The 20,914-nt window shown below is 68.8% G+C and carries 21 protein-coding genes; 12 read left to right on the top strand and 9 right to left on the bottom strand.

Going from position 1 to position 20,914, the window contains the following annotated elements:
- Window positions 1–2 precede the first annotated feature (2 nt).
- From OG555_RS20090 to OG555_RS20075, 4 genes are read right to left on the bottom strand one after another with little or no spacing between them, the layout of a single operon-like run.
- Entirely contained in the window at window positions 3–893 is an 891-nt protein-coding gene (locus OG555_RS20090) for a carbohydrate ABC transporter permease (RefSeq protein ID WP_329484442.1), read from the bottom strand.
- On the bottom strand, window positions 890–1,891 hold the full coding sequence (locus OG555_RS20085; protein ID WP_329484441.1) for a carbohydrate ABC transporter permease: 1,002 nt from the start codon (window positions 1,889–1,891) through the stop codon (window positions 890–892). Before OG555_RS20085 ends, OG555_RS20090 begins: the two co-directional genes overlap by 4 nt.
- Entirely contained in the window at window positions 1,888–3,306 is a 1,419-nt protein-coding gene (gene ngcE / locus OG555_RS20080) for an N-acetylglucosamine/diacetylchitobiose ABC transporter substrate-binding protein (RefSeq protein ID WP_329484440.1), read from the bottom strand. Before ngcE ends, OG555_RS20085 begins: the two co-directional genes overlap by 4 nt.
- A gap of 23 nt (window positions 3,307–3,329) precedes the next feature.
- Window positions 3,330–4,121, bottom strand: a complete 792-nt coding sequence (locus tag OG555_RS20075; protein ID WP_329484439.1) for an SIS domain-containing protein — start codon at window positions 4,119–4,121, stop codon at window positions 3,330–3,332.
- A 258-nt stretch (window positions 4,122–4,379) separates the two neighbouring features.
- On the opposite strand from OG555_RS20075, the gene OG555_RS20070 reads away from it, so the two are divergent.
- Window positions 4,380–5,369, top strand: a complete 990-nt coding sequence (locus tag OG555_RS20070; RefSeq protein WP_329484438.1) for an N-acetylglucosamine kinase — start codon at window positions 4,380–4,382, stop codon at window positions 5,367–5,369.
- On the opposite strand, the gene OG555_RS20065 is transcribed toward OG555_RS20070, so the two are convergent.
- Window positions 5,366–5,749 (bottom strand): YciI family protein, encoded by a 384-nt coding sequence (locus OG555_RS20065; RefSeq protein WP_329484437.1) that lies wholly within the window; start codon window positions 5,747–5,749, stop codon window positions 5,366–5,368. The genes OG555_RS20070 and OG555_RS20065 overlap by 4 nt on opposite strands.
- Before the next feature lie 203 nt (window positions 5,750–5,952).
- Between OG555_RS20065 and OG555_RS20060 the strand changes: the two genes are divergently transcribed.
- The 3 genes from OG555_RS20060 (at window position 5,953) to OG555_RS20050 (ending at window position 8,826) form a co-directional block, all read left to right on the top strand.
- The gene (locus tag OG555_RS20060) at window positions 5,953–6,795 is read left to right on the top strand and encodes an alpha/beta fold hydrolase (RefSeq protein ID WP_329484436.1); all 843 of its coding nucleotides are present in this window, start codon (window positions 5,953–5,955) and stop codon (window positions 6,793–6,795) included.
- Window positions 6,796–6,958: 163 nt separating this feature from the next.
- A complete protein-coding gene (locus OG555_RS20055) occupies window positions 6,959–7,552 on the top strand; it encodes an ArsR/SmtB family transcription factor (RefSeq protein WP_329484435.1) in 594 nt (197 codons plus the stop codon).
- On the top strand, window positions 7,552–8,826 hold the full coding sequence (locus tag OG555_RS20050; RefSeq protein WP_329484434.1) for an MFS transporter: 1,275 nt from the start codon (window positions 7,552–7,554) through the stop codon (window positions 8,824–8,826). Before OG555_RS20055 ends, OG555_RS20050 begins: the two co-directional genes overlap by 1 nt.
- Here the strand turns inward: OG555_RS20050 and OG555_RS20045 are convergent.
- The gene (locus OG555_RS20045; protein WP_329484433.1) at window positions 8,768–10,096 is read right to left on the bottom strand and encodes a hemolysin family protein; all 1,329 of its coding nucleotides are present in this window, start codon (window positions 10,094–10,096) and stop codon (window positions 8,768–8,770) included. The genes OG555_RS20050 and OG555_RS20045 overlap by 59 nt on opposite strands.
- A 167-nt stretch (window positions 10,097–10,263) precedes the next feature.
- Between OG555_RS20045 and galT the strand changes: the two genes are divergently transcribed.
- Together galT and galK are read left to right on the top strand one after the other, a co-directional pair.
- On the top strand, window positions 10,264–11,310 hold the full coding sequence (galT, locus tag OG555_RS20040) for a galactose-1-phosphate uridylyltransferase (RefSeq protein WP_329484432.1): 1,047 nt from the start codon (window positions 10,264–10,266) through the stop codon (window positions 11,308–11,310).
- Window positions 11,307–12,434: a galactokinase gene (gene galK / locus OG555_RS20035; protein WP_329484431.1), complete on the top strand. Its 1,128-nt coding sequence runs from the start codon at window positions 11,307–11,309 to the stop codon at window positions 12,432–12,434. Before galT ends, galK begins: the two co-directional genes overlap by 4 nt.
- On the opposite strand, the gene OG555_RS20030 is transcribed toward galK, so the two are convergent.
- Complete coding sequence (locus OG555_RS20030; protein WP_329484430.1) at window positions 12,431–13,243, bottom strand: DeoR/GlpR family DNA-binding transcription regulator; 813 nt, start codon at window positions 13,241–13,243, stop codon at window positions 12,431–12,433. The genes galK and OG555_RS20030 overlap by 4 nt on opposite strands.
- Before the next feature lie 79 nt (window positions 13,244–13,322).
- Here OG555_RS20030 and OG555_RS20025 point away from each other — a divergent pair, with 79 nt between their 5' ends.
- Together OG555_RS20025 and OG555_RS20020 are read left to right on the top strand one after the other, a co-directional pair.
- Window positions 13,323–14,450, top strand: coding sequence for a GNAT family N-acetyltransferase (locus tag OG555_RS20025; RefSeq protein ID WP_329484429.1), 1,128 nt, complete (start codon window positions 13,323–13,325; stop codon window positions 14,448–14,450).
- Window positions 14,451–14,792: 342 nt separating this feature from the next.
- On the top strand, window positions 14,793–15,455 hold the full coding sequence (locus tag OG555_RS20020; protein WP_329484428.1) for a GNAT family N-acetyltransferase: 663 nt from the start codon (window positions 14,793–14,795) through the stop codon (window positions 15,453–15,455).
- A gap of 216 nt (window positions 15,456–15,671) precedes the next feature.
- Here the strand turns inward: OG555_RS20020 and OG555_RS20015 are convergent, their stop codons facing one another.
- Entirely contained in the window at window positions 15,672–15,923 is a 252-nt protein-coding gene (locus tag OG555_RS20015; protein ID WP_329484427.1) for a hypothetical protein, read from the bottom strand.
- A gap of 109 nt (window positions 15,924–16,032) precedes the next feature.
- On the opposite strand from OG555_RS20015, the gene OG555_RS20010 reads away from it, so the two are divergent.
- From OG555_RS20010 to OG555_RS19995, 4 genes are all read left to right on the top strand, one after another.
- Window positions 16,033–16,353 (top strand): CAP domain-containing protein, encoded by a 321-nt coding sequence (locus tag OG555_RS20010; RefSeq protein WP_329484426.1) that lies wholly within the window; start codon window positions 16,033–16,035, stop codon window positions 16,351–16,353.
- A 194-nt stretch (window positions 16,354–16,547) separates the two neighbouring features.
- Window positions 16,548–17,504, top strand: a complete 957-nt coding sequence (locus OG555_RS20005) for a CAP domain-containing protein (protein WP_329484425.1) — start codon at window positions 16,548–16,550, stop codon at window positions 17,502–17,504.
- 217 nt (window positions 17,505–17,721) lie between these two features.
- On the top strand, window positions 17,722–19,629 hold the full coding sequence (locus OG555_RS20000) for a CAP domain-containing protein (protein WP_329484424.1): 1,908 nt from the start codon (window positions 17,722–17,724) through the stop codon (window positions 19,627–19,629).
- Window positions 19,630–19,705: 76 nt separating this feature from the next.
- Window positions 19,706–19,966 (top strand): hypothetical protein, encoded by a 261-nt coding sequence (locus OG555_RS19995; RefSeq protein ID WP_329484423.1) that lies wholly within the window; start codon window positions 19,706–19,708, stop codon window positions 19,964–19,966.
- On the opposite strand, the gene OG555_RS19990 is transcribed toward OG555_RS19995, so the two are convergent.
- Window positions 19,961–20,902, bottom strand: coding sequence for a GlxA family transcriptional regulator (locus tag OG555_RS19990; protein WP_328523897.1), 942 nt, complete (start codon window positions 20,900–20,902; stop codon window positions 19,961–19,963). The two genes, OG555_RS19995 and OG555_RS19990, sit on opposite strands and share 6 nt — an antisense overlap.
- Window positions 20,903–20,914: the final 12 nt, after the last annotated feature.

The raw sequence follows: 20,914 nt of genomic DNA, 5'->3' as shown, positions 1-20,914 counted from the left end.
ACCTACTTCACGCCGCCGGCGGTGACGGAGACCTGCAGTTGACGCTGGAAGATGATGTAGACCACCAGAACCGGCGCCACAGTGATCACCACGGCCGCGAACAGGGCGCCGAAGTCCACCGCATAACCGGCTTGCGATGCGAACGAGGCCATGCCCTGCGAGAGCACGTAGTTCTTCGAGTCGGTGTTCAGGGCAACGGGGAGCAGGAACTGGTTCCACAACCCCAGGAAGTTGAAGATGGCGACCGACGCCATCCCCGGCCGCGCCATCGGCAGCATCACCGAGAAGAACGATCGCCACTCACCTGCCCCGTCGATTTGCGCCGCCTCGTAGACCTCGCCCGGCAGCGCCTTGAAGAAGCTGTGCAGGAAGAAGACGGTGAACGGCAGCGCGAACGCGACGTAGGTGATGATCAACCCGGGCAGGGTGTTGAGCAGCGCGAGGTTCTTCAGCACGAAGAACAGCGGCACGATCGCGAGGAAGACTGGGAACGTCAGCCCAGCCAGCATGGAGTAGTAGATCAGCCGGTTGCCGCGGAACGAGAACCTGGCGAGCACGTACGCGCACATGGCACCCAGGATCATCACCAGCACCAGCGCGGAGCCCACGACGACCACCGTGTTCGCGAAGTAGCGACCGATGCCGGCCGTCGTCCAGGCGCTGGCGTAGTTGCTGAATTGCAGTTTGCCCGGCAACGACAGTGGGTTGCCCAGGATCTCCTGCGTCGTCTTGAACGAGGACAGCAGCGTCCACAGCAGCGGCAGGATCACCAACAGCGACCACAGGATCAGCGCGATGTGGGCGGTCGTGGCAACGCGCTTGCCCTCCGGGGCCTGCTTGTCGGGCGCGCGGGACCCGGCGACGAATTCGGCCCGGTCGGCGGTGGTTGTCATCGGCGTACCTTCACCTTCCGCTCACGTCCGCCGGTCAGGGCGTTCACCACGAAGACCACGAGCGCGAACAGCAGCGTCACTGTGGCCAGGACCACGCCCATCGCCGTCGAGTAACCGAACTGCCCCTTGGTGAAGGCCGTGGTGAACAGTTGCTGGGGCATGACCAGCGTCGAGTTCTGCGGGCCGCCGCCGGGGTTCAGCGCCTGCATGTAGACGAAGGCGTCGAGGGCGGCGATGCCGAGATAGATGTAGGCCGTCTGCACGTTGTCGCGGATCAGCGGCACCGTCAGGAACACCGCGGTACGGAACCGGCCGGCGCCGTCGATCCGGGCAGCCTCGAACACTTCGGGGTCGATGCCCCGGATGGCCGCGATGAACAGCACCATGTAGAAGCCGACGAAGCCCCAGATCATCACGAACATCGACACCGGCATCGCGGTCCGCGCGTCACCGAGCCACGCGTAGTTCTCGAACTGGTGCAGCCCGATCTTCGACAGCACCGCGTCCAGCAAGCCCGAGCCCGGCGTGAACACCTGTGCCCAGATCAGGCCGATCACGATCGCGGGGATCACGTACGGGAAGAACGAGACGATCCGGTAGAAGCCGGAGTTGCGCAGTCCGCGGACGGTCCCGGTGCCCGAGCCGCCGATCGTCACCAGCGTGGCAAGGGTCAGCGCCAGCACGATCGTCACGATCGGCACGACGATCGCCAGCTCGATGTTGTTGCGCACGGCCTTCAGGAAGATGTCGTCGTGGAACAGCTTGACGTAGTTGTCGAAGCCGACGAAGTTCATCTTCGAGCTGAACCCGGACCAGTCGGTCAGCGAGTACCACAGCGCCTGCACGAACGGAGAGACCACGAAGATCACGAAGATCGCCAGCGGCAGGCCGAGGAAGACGACCATGAAGCTGACCCGGTCGAAGGTCAGCGGCCGGCGCCGCCGGGGGGCGGACCGCTTGGGTCCGCCCCCCGGCACGACATTGTGCGACACGGTCACGCCGTGACCGGGATCTTCTTGACGGAGCTGTCGTTGCGCACCTTGTCCGTGATCTCCTGCAGGCCCTTCGTCAGGCCAGCTGCGTCGAGCTGGCCGGACAGGAACGAGTTCCAGACCACGAGGTTGTCGGTGTTCATGCCGTACAGGCTGACGAACTGGTAGTCGAAGATGTTCGTGCCGGCGGCGTCCAGCATCGCGATCTGCGACTGCAGCGCGGTCGAACCGAAACCGTCCGCGGGAACAAGACCCTTGACGATCGTCGGCGCCAGCCGCGTCTTGGCGAAGTTGGTCGCCGCCTCCTTGGACAGCATGGCCCGCAGGATCTCCTTGCCGCCGGCAACGTTCTTGCCCTTGGACGGGACGATGAACGGCTCACCGGCCGCACTGCGCAGCGCCGCGTACGGCAGCTTCGGGCTCTCGGTCAGCGTGGGCTCGGGGATGCCCTTCATCTGGAACCCGCTCTTGGTGGCCTTCTTCATCTCGTTCTCGATCCACGAGCCCGAGGGGTAGAGGATGGCCTGCTGGTCGTTGCTCCACTTCGCCTGGGCGGCGGTGAACTGGGTGCCGGCGCCGCCGGGGACGAAGTAGCCGTTCTTGACCATGGTCTCCAGGGCCTTGAAGACGCTCTGGAGCTGCGGCTGCGACCAGCAGTTCTCCTCCAGGTTCCCCAGCGCCAGCCGGACCTCGTCGCCACCCTCCTTGATCGCGGAGTCGACGGCCAGGGTGTGGTAGTAGGTCGCGGCTTCCTTGCCCCAGACGAACAGGTACTTGCCCTTCGCCTTGGCCTTGGCGCCGAGGTCGAGCAGCGCGTCGTAGGTCTTCGGCAGCTCCCAGCTGTTCTCCTTGAACAGGCTCTCGGAGTACCACAGGCCGTAGAGGGTGAGCACGTAGTTCATGGCGACGAACTTGCCGTCGAAGGTACCGGGGACCTTGGCGCCGGGGTACAGGGTGTCGGCGATCTTCGTGCCCTCGTAGTTGTTGGCCTCGAAGACGTCGTCCAGCGGCGCGAGCTGGTCCAGGATCGTGCCGAAGCCGATCTGGGCCTTGCCGGAGTTGTCGATCAGGTCCGGCGGGTTGCCACCGACGAAGCGCGGCTGCAGCTGCTGGGCGATCTCGGTGGACGGAGCAACCTTGACCGTCGAGCCCGCTTGCTTCTGCTGAACGAGGTTGGCCGCGAACGTCACGTAGTCGTAGCCGTACCCACCATTGAAGATCACCGCCTCAACGGCCGACTTCTCCGCCATGCCGAACGGGTTGTCCGCGGTCTTGTCGGCGCCGCCACCGCTGGAACCGCTGTCGTTGCTGCCGCTACCGGCACAGGCGGCCAGAAGCGTGCTGCCGCCGGTCGCCAGCAAGGTGCCGACCGCTGCGCGCTGCAGGAACAGGCGCCGCGACAGGTTGTTGGGAGTGGTCATAGTCCTGCCTTCCAAGGAGTGTTTCACGCAGTACGCCGGATGCGACCGGCATACCGTGCTTCAAGGGCGTGGTTGTGTTCGTCGCCACCGGGGATGTTCGCGGACAGGTAGACCGGCGGCGTCTCGCCGGCGTCGGTCATCCGGCGCAGTACCTCGGCGACCAGCATCTGGGCGATCAGCGCGGCGGTGATGGACGACACCGCGCAGACCTTGCCACCGCCGTCGGGCAGGTCGAGCACGGAGTCGCCGTACGGCGCGTGGTTGTCCAGTACGACGTCGGCGAAGTCGATCAGCTTCTTGCCGGACGGGTGGCGCGAGTCCACCCCGCCGGTGTGCTGCAGCGAGGTGATCGCGATCAGCGGGTGGCCCTTCTCCTTCACCACCGACGCCAGCTCGACGATCGAACCGTTCACGCCGGAGTTGGAGGCGATCACAAACAGGTCCCCCGGCCGAGCCGCGGACAGCTCATAAAGCTTCCGGGAGTACGACGGGTCACGCTCGAGCTCAGCACTGCCGAGCAACTCGGCGGGCTCGCCGCCGAGCAGGACAAGATCGCGCAGCGCGATCCGGTTGGTCGCGATCAGGCCGCCGGCGCGGCCGGCGATCTCCATCGCCAGCGCCTCGGAGTGGCCGGAACCGAAGGCCTGGATGACGCCGTCGGCGCGCAGCGCCGTGGTCATCAGGTCCGCGGCCTGCTGGATCGGTCCGTCGATCTGCTCGGTGACCGCGGCCAGGATCGGCGTCAGCGTGTGTACATATGCCTGCGCGCTCAGACCACCGGACTCTGCCGGTCCCCCGTGCTTACTGCTGGCCATCAGCGGCCCCCACCCCTCGATTAACCTGTTCGCTACGACACTCCCGGTGCCGACAAGTGCGCAACTTTGCGGTTTGCTGGACAGAACTTTTCTTACCTGGCAGCTAAAGTCAAGGCCGATCTCACTCTTCTCGCCGGATCGGAACCGTTGCGTAACCTTGTTCTCTTGTGCTTGCTGAGAGGCTCTTTTGAGCAGTTTGGAGCATTGCGTATGTCGGTCGAACGCCCGCTGCGGGAACCTGCCGACCCAGTGGTCTTGATGCCAGCGACGGCACTGGTGCTGGGCGGCGACCTCGGCGGCACCTCCACCCGGATCGTGATCGCGGACCCTGACGGCAACGTAGTCGGCCGGGGTGCCGCCGCGGGCGGAAACCCGACCAGTCATCCCGCAAGTGCGGCGGCCAACTTCGGTCAGGCGCTTCACGCGGCACTGGCCGGACTGGACCCGACCGCGGTCAAAGCAGCGGTGGTCGGCGTCGCCGGCGGCTCGGCGCTGGCGCGGCCCGACGTGGCAGCCCAGTTCGACGCCGCCTGGTCCGGCGTCGGCCTGACCATCAAGCCCGACTTCATCGGCGATCTCGAAGTGGCCTTCGCCTCCGGTACGGCGGAACCGGACGGGACCGTGCTGATCGCGGGGACCGGGAGCAACGCCGGTCTGATGCGCAACCACCAGTTGGTGCGGACCGCCGACGGGCACGGCTGGCTGCTCGGCGACGACGGGTCCGGATTCTGGCTCGGCCGGGAAGCAGTGCGCAGTGTGCTGCTCGCACTGGATCTGGGCGAACCACTCGGCCTGCTCGGGCAATCCGTCGTACAGGCGATCCTGCCCGATCGGGACGAGCATGCGATCGCGCTGCGCGAGGGATACGACGTACTGCGTGACGATTTGATCCGCACGGTGAACAGCCGGCCACCGGTCCTGCTCGCAGAGTTGGCACGGACCGTGGTGGCGGCGTACGAGCAGAACGACGAAACGGCACGCGCTCTGGTGAAACGCGCAGCCGAACTGCTCACAGCGACAGTCGGCCGGCTCCGGACAACGTCGGACAAAGGCCCGATGGTGCTCGCGGGCAGTGTCGCGGGCGAAGCCTCACCGGTCGGCCGCCTGATCAGGGATGCCATCCATCAGCACTTCTCCGGTGAGGTCCTGACCGCCAGGGACGGGGTCGGCGGCGCCACCTGGCTGGCCCTCGGCGCCCTCGACCCCGCCCTCGCGACCGGGGAGAACCACACCCGACTGGTCAGTTAGTCGAAGACCGAGGCCGGGCGGACCTCCACCGCGACGAACTGAGCCTCCGGGATGGTGGCCGCGATCTCCTCCGCCCGCTCAGGGGTGGCGACGTCGATGAGGAAGACGCCGGCGAGTTGCTCCTTGGCCTCGGAGTACGGGCCGTCGGTGGTCGCCCGGACGCCCTTGCGGACCCGGACGACCCGCGTGCTGGACGGCGGCTCGAGCGGCACGGCCGTGACCAGCTCACCGGAGGTGTCCAACTCGTCGAGCAGGCTGTTCAGCTGAGCCTCCAGGGCATCGCGGGCCTTCTTCGGCAGCGCCTGGCCCTCGTCGGTGTACAGGAACGACGGGTGTCCCCAGGTGATCGGGTTGCTGTGGATGAGCAGCAGGTACTTCATGACTTGTTCCTTTCGGAGTCTGAGTGGATCTTCGCAGCAGAGGTCGGAGGCGGCCGGCAGGACTCGACATTTCACCTCCGGGCAAAACCTCGCGCCCGGCGGTGCCAGATGACGAACTCGCTCCGCTCGTTCGAATGTCGACTCCGTCCGCGGGCCTCCGACGTACCGCTCGCCAAGACCCCGACGAACCTAAGGTGAGCGATATGGACGAGACGGACCTCCGGCTGGCGGACGGCCGCACCCTGCACGTGTACGACAGCGCGCCCGGCGACACCGCCCGGCTGACGGTCGTCTGGCACCACGGCACGCCGAACCTGGGCGTCCCGCCGGAGCCGCTGTTCGAAGCCGGCGACTGGCTCGGCATCCGCTGGGTCTCGTTCGACCGGCCCGGGTACGGCGGTTCGACGCCGGCACCCGGACGCACGATGGCCTCGGTCGCGGCCGATCTGACCACAGTCGTGGACGCACTCGGGGTCGGCACTTTCGCGCTGATGGGCTACTCGGGCGGCGGCTCGTACGCCCTCGGCTCGGCCGCGGTCCTCGGCGAGCGGGTCGAGGCCGTCGCCACCTTCGCGGCCATCGCGCCGTACGACGCCGAAGGTCTCGACTGGTACGACGGGATGATCCCGTCCGGGCTGGCGTCACTCCGGGCCGCGGCCGCGGGGAGGTCGGCGAAGGAGCGCCACGAGGCGTCGGGAGTGGAGTACGACCCGGAGTTCACCGAGGCGGACCTGGCCATGTTCGACGGGCCGTGGGGCTGGCTGGGGTCGGTCGCGGGTGACAAGTCGATGCCGAACGGTCCGGACGGGCTGATCGACGATGACTGTTCCTACGTAGTGCCCTGGGGCTGCGCCCCGGCCACGATCACCGCTCCGACCCTCCTCGTCCACGGCACCGACGACGGCATCATCCCCAGCGCCCACGGCCGCTGGCTGGCCGACCACCTGCGCACCGCCGACCTCGACCTCCGTCCCGGCCTCGGCCACATCTCCGTCCTGGCCCACGCCGAGGACGCCCTCGAGTGGATCCGCGAACAGACCGGCTGACCGTACCGACGAACGGGTAGTGGTCGACCCCGGCCAGGCAGCCTAGGGCGCGAACCATCGCTCTCGGGCGAGGCGACGCCCACCACCACCCGTGCTTCGGTACACGCGACAACATTCCAAGCAACGGCTTGACATCCGATTCAGGCTGTCGCATATTCCAAGCATGTCTTTGGAGAAGGATCCACGGCGGACGCGGTTACTGGCCGATCCGCTGGCTATTCGGGCGATGGCCCATCCGGTCCGGCTGGACCTGCAGTCGCTGCTCGGGCGGGAAGGGCCGATGACCGCGGCCGACGCGGCCCGGCGGCTCGGCATCAGCCAGGCGCTGGCGTCGCATCACCTGCGGCAGCTGGCGAAGTACGACTTCGTCGAACCGGCGCCGGGCAAGGACAACCGGGAACGGCCGTGGCGGCTGGTGTCGACCTCGCAGTCCTGGCGAGACGCCGCCACGACGCCCGAGGGGGCGGCGGCAGCCGACGTCCTCGAGCAACTGCTGGCCGAGCAAGCGCTGGAGCGTCTCAGCCAATGGCAGCAGGAACGCACGACCGAGGACGCGGTCTGGCGGGACAACTCGGGCATCGGGCAGAGCGGGTTCTATCTGACCGCCGAGGAACTGTCCGAGCTCGTCACCCAGATCGACGCGTTGCTGCAGCGGTACGTCGACGAGCGGCCGATCGACGACAAGTCCACCCGCCCGCCGGGCAGCCGCCATGTCTCCATCACGCAGATCGTCACCATCACACCTGAGGAGCAGTGATGAAGGACCTGTGGAGTGTCCTCGCACGGCAGCGCGACTACCGGCTGATGCTGAGCGCCGGGCTGATCTCGCTGATCGGCGACTGGCTGCTGCGGACCGGGCTCGCGTTCCAGGTGTATGTGCTGACCGGATCCACGCTGGCCTCCGGCGGGCTGCTGCTGGCGTCGTTCGTGCCGCCGGTCGTGCTCGGCTCGCTGGCCGGAGTCTTCGTCGATCGCTGGGACCGGCGGAAGACGATGATCGTGACGAACGTACTCAACGCGCTGGTGTTGCTGCCGTTGCTCGCCGTCCGGGACGAGAGCGCGATCTGGATCGTGTACGGCGTCGTCCTCGCGCAGAGCTGTTTGCAGCAGTTCTTCAGCCCGGCCGAGCAGTCGCTGGTGCCGGTGCTGGTCGAGTCCGAGCAACTGGTGACGGCCAACGCCTTGAACGGTCAGATCCGCGACATCGCCCGCTTGGTCGGCGCCGCCCTGGGCGGCGTGCTCGCGGCGCTCGGTGGTCTCACCCTGCTCGCGTTGGCCGATGCCGGCACCTTCTTGATTGCCGTCGTTCTGGTCGCCGGCATGCGGCATCGTCGCACCCCACATGAGCACGACGAAGCGAGCGCGGCCGAGGAGGCCGGCGGGGCGATCCGCCGTCTGCGGGCCGAGTGGACCGAAGGTCTCCGGCTGTGCGTCGCGGGCCAGGCGATGCGGCTGTTGTTCGTCTTCTGCCTCGTCACCGGTGTCGGCGAAGGGATCATGAGCACGCTGTTCGCACCCTTCGTCAGCTCCGAGCTGGGTGGTGACGGTACGGCGTACGGCCTGATCGTCTCGTCGCAGGCGATCGGCGGCATCGTCGGCGGCCTGGTCGCCGCGGCCATCGGGTCACGGTTGCCTGCAGCAACAATGTGGGGCGTCGGTGCCTTCTTCTTCGGCCTGGTCGACCTGACGCTGTTCTGCTACCCGCTGATCTCGGACAGCCTGATCCCGGCCTTCGCCTGCATGATCGTCGTCGGACTCCCTGGCGCCTTCACGGTCGCCGGCATGATGACGGTGTTCCAGAACCTCACCCAGGACGGCACCCGCGGCCGCATCTTCGGCGCGATCACCGCCACCGAGTCCGTCGCCGTCCTGGTCGGCATCACCTCGGCCGGCTTCCTCGGCGACGCCGTCGGCATCATCCCCGTCCTGGTCTTCCAGGGCCTCGGCTACGTCGTCGGCGGCCTGGTCATCCTCAGTCGCCGGCAGGTGCTGGCTCCTCGGCCGGAACCGGCTCCTCCCCTGCCGGTTTGAGGCGATGGATCCGGACCCGGGCCACCCGGCGGCCGTCCATCTCGATGACGGTGAGCGTGTGACCGTCGACGCGGGCCTCGTCACCGGTGGACGGCACCTTGCCGAGTTGGGCGGCGAGGAAGCCGCCGACGGTTTCGTAGGGGCCGTCGGGCAGCTCGACGCCGGTCTCGTCGGCGAAGTCGTCGAGGTTGAGCAGGCCGTCGACCTCGATGTCGCCGCTGCGCAACCGGGTGGTCTCGCCGGACTCCTCGTCGTACTCGTCCTTGATGTCGCCGATCAGTTCCTCGACCAGGTCCTCCAGCGTGACGATGCCCGCCGTACCGCCGTACTCGTCCAGGACGATGGCCAGGTGGGTCGACACCCGGCGCATCTCGGTCAGCGTGGGCAGCAGCTTCGCGGTGTCCGGCAGCATCAGCACCTCGCGGGCCAGGTCGCCGACCCGGACCGAACGAGACGCGACCGCGGGGTCGAACAGGTCCCGGACGTGCACGAAGCCGACGATGTCGTCGGCCGAGCCGTTCATCACCGGGTAGCGCGAGTGCGGCCGCTCGGCGGCGAACTTGACCGCCTTGTACGCCGGCATCTCCGCGTCGACGAAGTCCACCTCGGTGCGCGGCAGCATCAGCTCGCGGAGCTGCCGGCCGCCGGCCTCGAACACGTCGTCGACGATCCGGCGCTCCTCCTCGCCGAGCGACTCGTGCGCGGAGACCAGGTCGCGTAGCTCCTCGTCGGACATCACCTCGCGGTTCGCGTTCGGGTCACCGCCGAGGGCTCGGACCACCAGGTCGGTCGACCTGGACAGCAGCCAGATGACCGGGCGGGCGCCGGAGGCGATCTTGTCGACCAGCGGCGCCAGGCCGAGCGCGAACGTCTCGGCCCGCTGCAGCGCGAGCCGCTTGGCCGCGAGCTCGCCGATCACGATCGAGACGTAGGAGATGCAGATCGTGATCAGCACCAGGGCGACCGTGTTGGCCACCGACTCGGGCAGGCCCAGCTTCTGCAGGTGCGGGGACAGGCCGTCGGCGAGCGTCGCGCCACCGAAGGCGGCGGACAGGAACCCCATCAGGGTCACGCCGATCTGGACGGCGGACAGGAACCGGTTCGGGTTGGCGGCCACCTTGGCCACGATCTCGCCGCGCCGGCCGCGGTGCGACAGCGACTTGAGCTGGCTCTCGCGCAGCGAGACGAGCGCCATCTCGGCCGCGGCGAAGACCCCGCCGATCAGCACGAAGACCAGGATCAGGGCGATGTTGAGCAGGGTGACATTCATGGTTCGGAGTTCCTAACGCCCTCTCGTCGTACGTCGAGAGGGCGTGCGTTGGGCGTAGTCGTCCATCCGACAAGCCTAGCGGTGGCCCGTACCATGCTGCATGTTCGAGTTTGTTGGTTTACGATGATTCCTGGCCGTCCACGTCGTACGGCCGGGAGGGTCAACCGATGAAGACACCGCGCGGGGTACGCCGGACCGACACCAGGCTGTCCGACGGACGCGAGCTGATCTACTACGACCCGGCCGACGCGCCGGTTCGGGTGCCGCTCGAGGACACCCGCGGACTGCCCGCCCCGCAACCACAGGTCGAGCTGCGGACCGACCCGCTGACCGGTGATGTGATCACCTACGCGACCCACCGCAACACCCGCACCTACCTGCCGCCGGCCGACCAGTGCCCGCTGTGCGCGAGCAAGCCGGGCAACCCGACCGAGATCCCGGACCACGACTACAACGTGGCCGTGTTCGAGAACCGGTTCCCCTCCTTCGCCGGCCCGGGCCGGACCGAGGTGGTCTGCTTCACCAGCGACCACAACCAGTCGTTCACGCACTTGTCCCAGGGCCAGGCCCGGCTGGTGGTCGACACCTGGGCCGACCGGACCGCCGAGCTGGGCGCCCGCGACGACGTCGAGCTCGTCTTCCCGTTCGAGAACCGCGGCCGTGAGATCGGCGTGACGCTCAGCCACCCGCACGGCCAGATCTACGCCTTCCCGTTCCTGCCGCCGCGGATGCGCACCCTGATGGCGCGGGCCCGGCAGCACCAGGAAGTTGCCGGCAGCAACCTGTTCGCCGACGTCCTGGCCGCCGAGCGGAAGGAGGGCAGCCGGGTGATCGCCGCGAACGGCAACTGGACCGCGTTCGTGCCCGAGGCCGCCCGCTGGCCGGTCGAGGTGCACCTCTACCCACACCGTCAGGTCTTCGGCATCGACGAGCTGTCGGTCGGCGAGCGCGACGACTTCGCCGAGCTGTACCTCGACGTACTCCAACGACTCGACGGCCTGTACGGCGATCCGCTGCCCTACATCGCGGCCTGGCACCAGGCCCCGGTCCGGATCGATCGCGAGCTCGGCTACCTCCATCTCGAGGTGTTGTCGATCCGCCGGGCCGCGGACAAGATCAAGTACCTGGCCGGCTCGGAGTCCGGGATGGGCGCGTTCATCAGCGACACCCGGCCCGAGGACGTGGCCGAGACCCTGCGGAAGGTGGGTTCGTGAGTTTCCAGGACGTTTTCGGTACGGCGCCGGACGGCAGTTGGCGCGCTCCCGGCCGGGTCAACCTGATCGGCGAGCACACCGACTACAACGACGGCCTGGTCCTCCCGATCGCCCTGCCGAACCGGATCGTGGTGACCGCCTCGCAGCGCGACGACGGCCGGATCGCGGTCGCGTCCACCGGGCACAAGGGCATCACCGAGTTCGCCATCGACGAACTGACTCCGGGCTCCGTCAGTGACTGGGCGGCGTACCCGGCCGGTGCGGCCTGGATCCTGCGCGAGTCCGGCTACGCGATCGGCGGCGCCAACCTCCTGGTGGACTCCGACCTGCCCTCCGGCGCCGGCCTCTCGTCGTCCGCGGCACTCCTCTGCGCGACCTCCGTCGCCCTGCTCGGCCTGCGCGGCATCGAGGTCGACCCCGCCGAGGTCGCGCGGCTCGCCCAGCGCGCCGAGAACCAGTACGTCGGCGCCCCGGTCGGCCTGATGGACCAGATGGCGTCCATGTGCTGCACCGCCGGTCATGCCCTGTACTTCGACATCCGCGCGATGTCCACCGACCAGATCCCGTTCGACCCGGTGGCCGACGACCTCGCGCTGCTGGTCGTCGATGTGAAGGCACCCCACCGGCACGTCGACGGCGAGTACGCCGCCCGCCGGAAGAGCTGTGAGCAGGCCGCCGCCGAGCTCGGCGTACCGGCCCTGCGGTCGATCGCGTACGACGACCTCGACGACGCACTCGCCCGGTTGAGCGACGACGTCGTACGGCGCCGGGTGCGGCACGTGGTCACCGAGATCCGCCGGGTCGAGGAAGCGGTGGCGTTGATGCGGGCCGGTCGGCTGCAGGAGGTCGGGCCGTTGTTCACCGCGTCGCACGCGTCGCTGCGGGACGACTTCGAGATCACCGTGCCCGAGCTGGACGTCGCCGTCGACACCGCGCTCGAGGCCGGTGCGCTCGGCGCCCGGATGACCGGCGGCGGCTTCGGTGGCTGCATCATCGCGCTGGTTGTGGCGGACGCGGCCGAGTCCGTCCTCGCGGCGATCGAGAAAGCCTTTGCGGAGCACGGTTTCACCGCACCCAGCGCCCTCGCGGCGACCCCGTCAGCCCGAGCGTCGCGCCTCAACTAGGAGGCGAGGATCAGCTCGCAGCCGGTGTCCCGCATGGCTTTGCGGGCGGCGGTGGACAGTCCGCTGTCGGTGACGATGACGTCGAGGTCGGCCCAGGTGGCGAAGGTGCTCAACCCGACCGTTCCCCACTTGGTGTGGTCCGCGACCACGACCACCTCGCGGCTCGCGGCGATGAAGGACCGGTTGGTCTCGGCTTCCATCAGGTTCGGCGTACTCAGTCCGTGCTCGGCGTCGACGCCGTGCGCGCCGAGGAACAGCAGATCGAGATGCAGCGACGCCAGGGCGGCGGTAGCGATCGGGCCGACCAATGCGTCCGAAGGAGTGCGGATACCGCCGATCAGGACCACCGTGCGATCCGAGCGGCTGTTGCCGTGGAACACATCCGCGATCCGCGCCGAGTTCGTGACGACTGTCAAGTTCTCCACCCGCAGCAACTGACGAGCCAGCGCGTACGTCGTCGTACCGGCACCGATCCCGATCGCGCTGTCCGGCTGGACCCGGCCGGCCGCCTCGGCCGCGATCGCCTGCTTGGCCGCGGACTCCTGCGTCAGCTTGGCGTCGAACCCGGGCTCGTGCGCGCTGCGCAGCCCGACCGACGTGGCGCCGCCGTGCACCTTGTGCAGTAACCCGCTGGAGTCGAGCGCGTCCAGATCGCGCCGGATCGTCATGTCCGACACCCCGAACCGATCGACCAGCTCGGCGACCGTGATCGCGCCGCGACTGTTGACCTCGGCAACGATCGTGGCCTGCCGCTGGGCGGCCAGCTGCCCACCCCGGCCCCGCGACGGCTCCGTTCCGGCTGCGTTCACGTCCACAGCCTAGTGTCGAAACCCGCCGCTGTCAGGGAAATGACGTTGCCTCGCCGGTGGCACCGCGTCACCCTGAAGCATGCGATTTCCCGAGGACGTTCCGGTCCTGACCGACGGCGTGGTGACGCTGCGTGCGCATACGACGGACGACATCGAGTGCGTGTACGACATGTGCCAGGACCCGGAGATGCAGCGCTGGACCACCATCCCAGTGCCCTACGACCGCCAGAACGCGGTGAACTTCGTGACCGAGATCGTGCCGATGGGCTGGCGGGACGGTGGCTCCTGGGCCTGGGCGATCGAGTACGACGGTCGCTTCAGCGGCACCGTCGACCTGCACGACGGGCAGGGCGGGGTCGGCGAGATCGGGTTCTCGGTCGCGCCCTGGGCCCGGGGTGCCGGGGTGATGACGCGGGCGGTCAAGCTGGTCGTACGGCACGCGTTCGACGTCTTCGGCTGGGACCGGGTGATCTGGCGGGCGTTCACCGGCAACTACGCGTCGCGCCGGGTCGCGTGGAAGTGCGGGTTCCGCGGCGTGGTCGTCGTACCGGGTGGTGGGCTGGCGCGGGACGTCCGGCGGGACGAATGGATCGCCACGATCGGCCGCGACGACGAGCTCGAGCCGCAGGGCAACTGGTGGTCGGTGCCGGAGCTCGAGGGTGGCGGGATCCGGTTGCGTGCGTTCCAGCCGGCGGACGCACCGCGGATCACGGAGGCGTGCAACGACGAGCGGACGCAGTACTGGCTGGCCGGCCTGCCGTCGCCGTACCAGCTGAGCGACGCCGAAGGGTTCATGCGGAGCCGACAGGACGCCCTCGCGAGTGGCGAAGGAGTGCCGTGGGCGATCGCGGACGCGGCTTCGGATCAGCTGCTCGGCTGCGTGAGTGTCTTCGATCTGAACAACCGGATCGACAAGACGATGGGCGAGATCGGCTACTGGCTGCACCCCGATGCGCGCGGCCGCAAGGTGATGTCGACCGCGGTCGGGCTGGTGATCGAGCATGCCTTCCGGCCGGTCGCCGACGGCGGTCTGGGGCGACGCCGGCTGGTGCTGTTCGCTGCCGAGGGCAACACCGCCTCGGCGCACGTTGCCGAGGTCAACGGCTTCACCGCGGTGAGCACCGAGCGACTGGCCTCGCCACGGCGCGACGGCGAGTTCCTGAACCTCCTCGGCTTCGACCTCCTCGCCACCGACCCCCGCCCCTGACCCTTCGACTCGCCACCGACCGGCCCCGCGCGACCCCGGCCATTTGAGGGGAGATCCCCTGAAGTTGCCCCTTCTCCCGTCGCATACCGACAGGCGAAGGGACCAGCTCAGGGGATCTCCCCGGAAGTTGCCCCTTCTCCCCTCGCGTACAGAGGGAGAAGGGACCAGCTGAGGGGATCTCCCCTCAAATGGCCGGGAGGTGGAGGGGGTGGGCGGTGGGTTGCGACGGGGCTGGTGGAAGCGGCAATGGTGACCCCTTGGAAACGACGGAATACGGCCAGTTGGTGACAGACGACACAAGTTCCCCTCGCCGTGGCGCGATCCGGCTGCTTGAATCGACGGGTGAGAGATCGTGAGGAGCTCGTCCGCCGCTGGCAGGCCGGGTGGTCGGTTTCGAGGGGCTGGACCACCGTGGAGGACGACAACGACGGCATTCTGACCGTCCGTGCGGGTGAGGAGAACCGCCCGACGGAGTATGTCGTTCTGGATGCCGATGACAAACCCGAACGGGTCGAACGGGCCGCCGAGCTGGCGCTGGCCGGCGGCGGCGGTCGTGGGGCCGGCTGGATCACGCTGGCCACCGACGACAAGGAAGCCCGGATCGAGCAGCTCGAGGATCTCGGTCTCGAGGTCCAGCAGGACCAGGACTGGCTGATGACGATCCAGCTGTCGGAGCAGCCGGCCCTGAAACTGCCTGAGCGCTATGCCCTGCACACCGAGCTCGAGTCCGACCTGATCATCACTCGCGCGACGCTGCACGGTGGTGTGGTGTCGAGCGGGCGGATGGCCGTGGTCGGCGAGGACGCGGTCGCGGACCGGATCGAAACCGACCCGGCGCACCGGCGGCGCGGTCTCGGCAGTGCCGTGATGGCCTCGCTGGTCGAGACGGCCGCGGCCCAGGGCGCCAAGCGCGGCATCCTGATCGCGTCGATCGACGGCCTGCGGCTGTATCGCAGTCTGGGCTGGAAGGTCGTCGCGGACATCGTCATCGCGCGCTCACGCTGATACGCAGGCGTTTCAAACGGCTGAGATAGTCAAAGGTTCGTGAAGTGCGGCCCGGCCCGGGAGTGCGCAAGCGCTGACCTGGGCAAGGCTGCTCACCATGACGAACCACAAGCGGTCACTCAGTAGTGGAGTGGCCGGACCTCTCATCGCTTCGTTGTCGGCCTTGGTCCTGCTGGCCGGCATCGGATGGTTCGTCCTGCGTGACACCGGCGGGCGTCAGGTCACCAGCCAGGAGAGCCCGGTGACGTCGGTTACCTCGGCGTCCGACGACGCCCCGATGTCGACCCCGGTGACCCCGATCCGTCCGACCACTCCGTCGTACACACCTCGTCGTGCGACGCCGACGCCGACACCGACGCGGTCGAGGACGAAGAGCCCGACGCCGGCACCGACCCGATCGAGTACGGCGCCCAGCCGAGGCGGCACGCGGTCCCCGAAACCGTCGCCGAAGCCGAGCCACACCGCCACCCCGGCACCGAAGCCGACCAACCCTTCCGGCGGGTCGGGGACCGCCGAGGCGCAGGTGCTTGCCCTGACCAACCAAGAGCGCGCCAAGTCCGGTTGTGGGCCGCTGCGGATGAACAGCGCACTGACGAAGGCGGCCGAGGCGCACGCGGCCGACATGGTCGACGAGCACTTCTTCGCCCACGACAGCCTGGACGGCCGCAGCCCGTTCGACCGGATGAAGGCGGCCGGGTTCAAGGGCGGCGCGATGGCCGAGAACATTGCCGTCGGCTACTCCAGTGCCGCCGCGGTCGTGAAGGGCTGGATGAACAGCCCGGGGCACCGGCAGAACATCCTCAACTGCACCTACACGCTGATCGGCATCGGCTACGACTCCGGCCAGGTGAAGCCCGAGTGGGGCAACGGAAGCTGGGTGCAGGACTTCGGCGGCTGACCCGTTCAGGACCCGTTCGTCAATCGTTTCCCGGAAACCTTCGGGGAACGTTAAGAGCCGTCGCGAACCTGTAACAGTGACCTTACCCATCGGTTAAGGTCACTGTTCGGTGACCAGGGGGGACCTGGCAGCAACCACGGGGAACGACGAAGAAGCACTCGGTACGACGAAAAACGAAGAGGATTCGCCCACCCATGACGGATTCGCCTACCCCCCGGCGACACCGCGGCAGCCGACGTGCTCCCCGACGCAGTCGTGGCCTGATCGGCCCGACCGTCAGCGCGCTGTCCGTGCTGCTCGCCATCGGCCCGGTGGTCTGGCTGATGTCTCGCGACCACTCGACCGTGGACGACGCGGCCAAGGTGCTGAACGTCTCTGAGGACACGCGCAACGACTCCGCCCCGTCCGGGGCCGACGGCACCACGACTGCCGCCGTACCCGGTGCGACCGTGACCAACACCTTGCCGAACGGCGTGGTCACCTCCGTCGTCGGTACGCCGGCCCTCGGGTCGGCGGCGTCCACGTCCACGTCGGGCACCCCGGCCACCAGCGGCTCCCCGGGCAACACCGCCACGAGTGCCGTCACCACCCCGGTCCCGACCGGTGGCGTGTCGACCATGACACCGACGGCGCCGCGGACCCCGAACAGCACCAGAACAAATCCGAAGCCGTCGCGCAGTACGCCGACGAAGACGCGGACCACCGAGCCGACGCCGAGGGACACCACGCAGCCGCCGACCAGTGGTGGCGGCACCAACGCGCAGGAGCGCCAGGTGCTCGACTACACGAACCAGATCCGTGAGCAGCAGGGCTGCGGCCCGCTCCGGCTGGACAGCGCGCTGGTCAAGGCGGCCGGGAAGCAGGCGTCGGACATGGTCCGTCGCCACTACATGGACCACACGAACCCCGACGGGCAGGACCCGGGCGACCGGATGGCGGCCGCCGGGTACCGCGGTTCCAGCTGGGGCGAGAACATCGCCGCCGGCTACGACACCGCACAGAAGGTCGTCGCGGCCTGGATGCAGAGCGACGGCCACCGCAAGAACATCCTGAACTGCCGGTTCACCTCGATCGGCATCGGCTACGACCCGGGCCAGGTCAAGCCGGACTGGGGACCGGGCAGCTGGGTCCAGGACTTCGGGCGCAGTTGAGTGCAGGCGCCCGATGAGACTTCGAGATCGTCATTGTGCCGAACACACCGAGTGTGGCGGAGATGTTGTCTCACGGCCACAATGTCCGGCCGGTTCATGGTCGGTCACTGCGGGTAGATCCGTCCTTGTCATGTCGCCGGACCGTCCTGGGGGGCTCCGGTGAGACGACTGACGAGGCACGTCTTGGGGGCGAGACAGTGAAGGGAACAACGACATAATGTCCGACTCCGGCAGCAGCCGGTACAAGCCACGCAGGAAGGCGACCCGCGCCGCCTCGCGCTCGTCGCGGTCCGGCAACCGGTCCACCCCTGCGGCGGAAACCCCGCCACCACCGGCCCCGCCCGAACCACCCCGGTACGCACCTCGCGGCAGTGACGAGTCCCCGTTCTGGGCGACCGCACAGTCCGCGGGCGCCGCCAACGAGTCCCCGTTCTGGGCCGATGCCCAGTCCCGCCCGGCCACCCCGCAGTACGCGCCGCGACCGTCCATCCCCAGCTACACCCCACCGGACGCGGACTCCGGCCTGGGTGCCCGCTCCCGCCCCGCCGGCGGTAGCCCCTCGTGGGTCGCTCAATCCATCGCCGGCACCGAGCCCGAGCAGGCCCCCCGCCCCGGCCGCCGAGCCGCCGGCCGCCGAAGCCGGGGATCAGCCGACGCGGACACCCCAGCAGACCTCGGCGAAACCGCCGGCACCTGGTCCTCGCGCCGCAGCACTACGGACGCCCAGTCAGCAACCCTCGGCGACACCGCCGGCACCTGGTCGGCCCGCCGCGCCAGTACGTCGGAGAACTCCGCGGCCGCCGACGCCCGGACCCCAGGGCGTGGCGACACCGCCGGCACTTGGTCCTCGCGCGGCGCAGGCACTTCGGACCCGCAAAGCACCGGCCTTGGTGACACGGCTGGCGCTTGGTCGTCGCGACGTGCTGGTGACGACGCTGACGGTCGGAGCTCGCGACTCGGTGGTGTGAGCGACGACTGGGCATCACTTGGTGGCCCGGCTGCTGGTGCTGCGTCGACGAGAGCGGCCGGCACGACCGATGGCCGTACGTCGGACTCGACAGGCGAACGCGGGACCTCAGGGCTCGGTTCGTCGGGTGACGCATGGGCTGCTGGGCTCGGCACTGCTGCCGGGACCGGAATCGCCGGTGCTGAGTCGGCCAGCGCTGCGGGTACGGCTGGACAGACGGCTGCTGGTTCGACTGCAGGTCCGGCGGGCGGCTCTGGTGGTCGCGCGGGTGGTCGTGGTGGGTCCGGCGACGGTTCTGGTTCCGGCGGGCGTGGGTCTTCCGGGCCCGGCCGGGGTGGATCGCGCGCGGCGGCGAGGTCGGCGGCGGCCGGGAAGTCGGCGCGGACCCGCCGGACCGTGGTCGCGATCGCGTCCGTGGTGCTGGTGATCACGCCGATCTCGTGGATTCTCCTGCACCAGCCGCAGAACGACCCGGCCGACGCCTCGGTCCCGATCGTCACCCGGACCGACGACACCTACATCACCCCGACGACCAAGCCGGTGGTCGCTCCCCCGACCGCCCACCCCAGCACCCCACCCACGGCGACCCGGACGCCAACCCCAACCCCGACGGACTCGGCCTCCCCCACCGAAACCCCGTCCACCGTCAGCCCGACCGACGACCCCACCGCGTCCCCCACCAAGGACGGCAAGACCACAGAACCAACCACAGCCCCAACCTCCCCAGGCCGCACCGTCAGCACAAAGCGGCCGACCACCCCACCAACCACCACGGCACCGCCGCCTCCGCCGCCCGTGGACGGTCAGATGACGGGCGACGAGCTACAGCTGTTCAACCTGATCGACAACGCTCGCGTCGACAACGGCTGCGCTCGCCTCAAGCAGGACCCGAACCTCACCGGAAGCGCACGCGCCGAGGCCGGCGACCGTGCTTCGTCCGGCAGCAACCTCAACTCGGGGACGGGCGCCGGCGGCGACAACATGACCGCGCAGCAGGCGTTCGACCGAATGATGAACAACAGCAGGAGCACGATCTTGAATTGCGGGCTCACCACGCTAGGTGTGGGAGCCCAGGGATCGCCCCACGACAGCGGCGTCCTGTGCCCACTGCTGTGTTCGAAGAAGACCCGTGTCGCGTGGGTGGCTGACTTCTCGTAAGACGCGGCGGCACTTTTGCAGGCGGGGGTGCGACCATGGGTGGACGGCTCATGGTCCACCTACCTGCGGAGGCTGGATGTTCGGGGAACGTGATGATCTGGATCCGGCTCTCCCCGCGCACTTCGGGATTCCGCCGGACGCATTGGCCGACGAGCGGCCGGATCCGCGCCCGGAGGAGGCCCGCAAGATGGGCCTGAGCCGGCACACCGAGGAAGGCGCCGTCCTGTACTTCGCGTCCTCGCTGAGCCGCGACAAGCCCCGGCACCGGATGATCGCCTGGATCCTCCTGATCACCTTCGCGGCCCCGGCCGTCTACATGCTGTTCCTGCTGCTATAGCGCCCCGAACTCCTGCCGATGCCGCTGCGGCGTCGTGCCCAGCAGCGCGTGGAAGTGGTGACGCAGCGCCGCGCTGCTGCCGAACCCGCTCTCGCCGGCGACCCGCTCGACCGGATGGTCGGTCGTCTCCAGCAACAACCGGGCCCGGTCCAGCCGCTGGCGCAGCAACCATGCCTGCCCGGAGATCCCGGTCCGCGCGCGAAACTGCCGAGTGAACGTACGCCGCGACAACGCCACCGCGGTCGCCCATTCGTCCAGCGTCACGGGCTGATCGAGCCGCGCGCGGGCCCACACCATCGCCTTCTCGATCACGTCGTCGCTGGGATCGGGCGGCACCGGAACCGGGATGTACTGCGCCTGCGAACCACTGCGATGCGGCGCGACCACGATGTCCCGGGCCAACCGCTCGGCCACCTCGACCCCGTGATGCGTCCGGACGAGGTGCAGACAGCAGTCGAGCGACGCCGCCGTACCCGCGGACGTGATGAGGTCACCCAGATCCGACCACAGCACGTCCGCCCGGACCGTGAGCTCCGGATGCCGTGCCTGCAACTCATCCGCCCACCGCCAGTGCGTCACCACCTCCCGCCCGTCCGCGATCCCACTCGCCGCGACCAGGAACGCCCCGATACACAGACCGACCACGGTCGCTCCCCGCGCGTGCGCCCGGCGGATCGCGTCGATCAGTACGGCGGACGGCTCGCGACCGGGATGCCAACTCGGCAGCACCACCACATCCGCCTCGTCCATCACGTCGAGCCCGCGATCGACAGTCACCCCGAAGCCGGCGTTCGTCCGCAGCGATCCCGGTTCCTCGGCACAGACGAGTACGTCGTACTGACTCGGCGGACCGTGGCGATCACCGAGGACCAGGCAGGGCACGGACAGGTGGAACGGACTGATCCCGTCGTACGCGAGGACGGCGACTGTGCGCATGGGACCAGTATG

This window comes from Kribbella sp. NBC_01484 (genome assembly GCF_036227145.1).
GTDB lineage: Bacteria > Actinomycetota > Actinomycetes > Propionibacteriales > Kribbellaceae > Kribbella.
This window is presented reverse-complemented; position numbering and strand designations above follow the sequence as displayed.

Coding starts and splice junctions, on each gene's coding strand:
- OG555_RS20055 (WP_329484435.1), top strand. CDS start 6,959: ATGTCTTTGGAGAAGGATCCACGGCGGACGCGGTTACTGGCCGATCCG.
- OG555_RS19995 (WP_329484423.1), top strand. CDS start 19,706: ATGTTCGGGGAACGTGATGATCTGGATCCGGCTCTCCCCGCGCACTTC.
- OG555_RS20000 (WP_329484424.1), top strand. CDS start 17,722: ATGTCCGACTCCGGCAGCAGCCGGTACAAGCCACGCAGGAAGGCGACC.
- galT (WP_329484432.1), top strand. CDS start 10,264: ATGAAGACACCGCGCGGGGTACGCCGGACCGACACCAGGCTGTCCGAC.
- OG555_RS20050 (WP_329484434.1), top strand. CDS start 7,552: ATGAAGGACCTGTGGAGTGTCCTCGCACGGCAGCGCGACTACCGGCTG.
- OG555_RS20060 (WP_329484436.1), top strand. CDS start 5,953: ATGGACGAGACGGACCTCCGGCTGGCGGACGGCCGCACCCTGCACGTG.
- OG555_RS20010 (WP_329484426.1), top strand. CDS start 16,033: ATGAACAGCGCACTGACGAAGGCGGCCGAGGCGCACGCGGCCGACATG.
- OG555_RS19990 (WP_328523897.1), bottom strand. CDS start 20,902: ATGCGCACAGTCGCCGTCCTCGCGTACGACGGGATCAGTCCGTTCCAC.
- OG555_RS20065 (WP_329484437.1), bottom strand. CDS start 5,749: ATGAAGTACCTGCTGCTCATCCACAGCAACCCGATCACCTGGGGACAC.
- OG555_RS20045 (WP_329484433.1), bottom strand. CDS start 10,096: ATGAATGTCACCCTGCTCAACATCGCCCTGATCCTGGTCTTCGTGCTG.
- OG555_RS20090 (WP_329484442.1), bottom strand. CDS start 893: ATGACAACCACCGCCGACCGGGCCGAATTCGTCGCCGGGTCCCGCGCG.
- ngcE (WP_329484440.1), bottom strand. CDS start 3,306: ATGACCACTCCCAACAACCTGTCGCGGCGCCTGTTCCTGCAGCGCGCA.
- OG555_RS20005 (WP_329484425.1), top strand. CDS start 16,548: ATGACGGATTCGCCTACCCCCCGGCGACACCGCGGCAGCCGACGTGCT.
- OG555_RS20025 (WP_329484429.1), top strand. CDS start 13,323: ATGCGATTTCCCGAGGACGTTCCGGTCCTGACCGACGGCGTGGTGACG.
- OG555_RS20070 (WP_329484438.1), top strand. CDS start 4,380: ATGCCAGCGACGGCACTGGTGCTGGGCGGCGACCTCGGCGGCACCTCC.
- OG555_RS20075 (WP_329484439.1), bottom strand. CDS start 4,121: ATGGCCAGCAGTAAGCACGGGGGACCGGCAGAGTCCGGTGGTCTGAGC.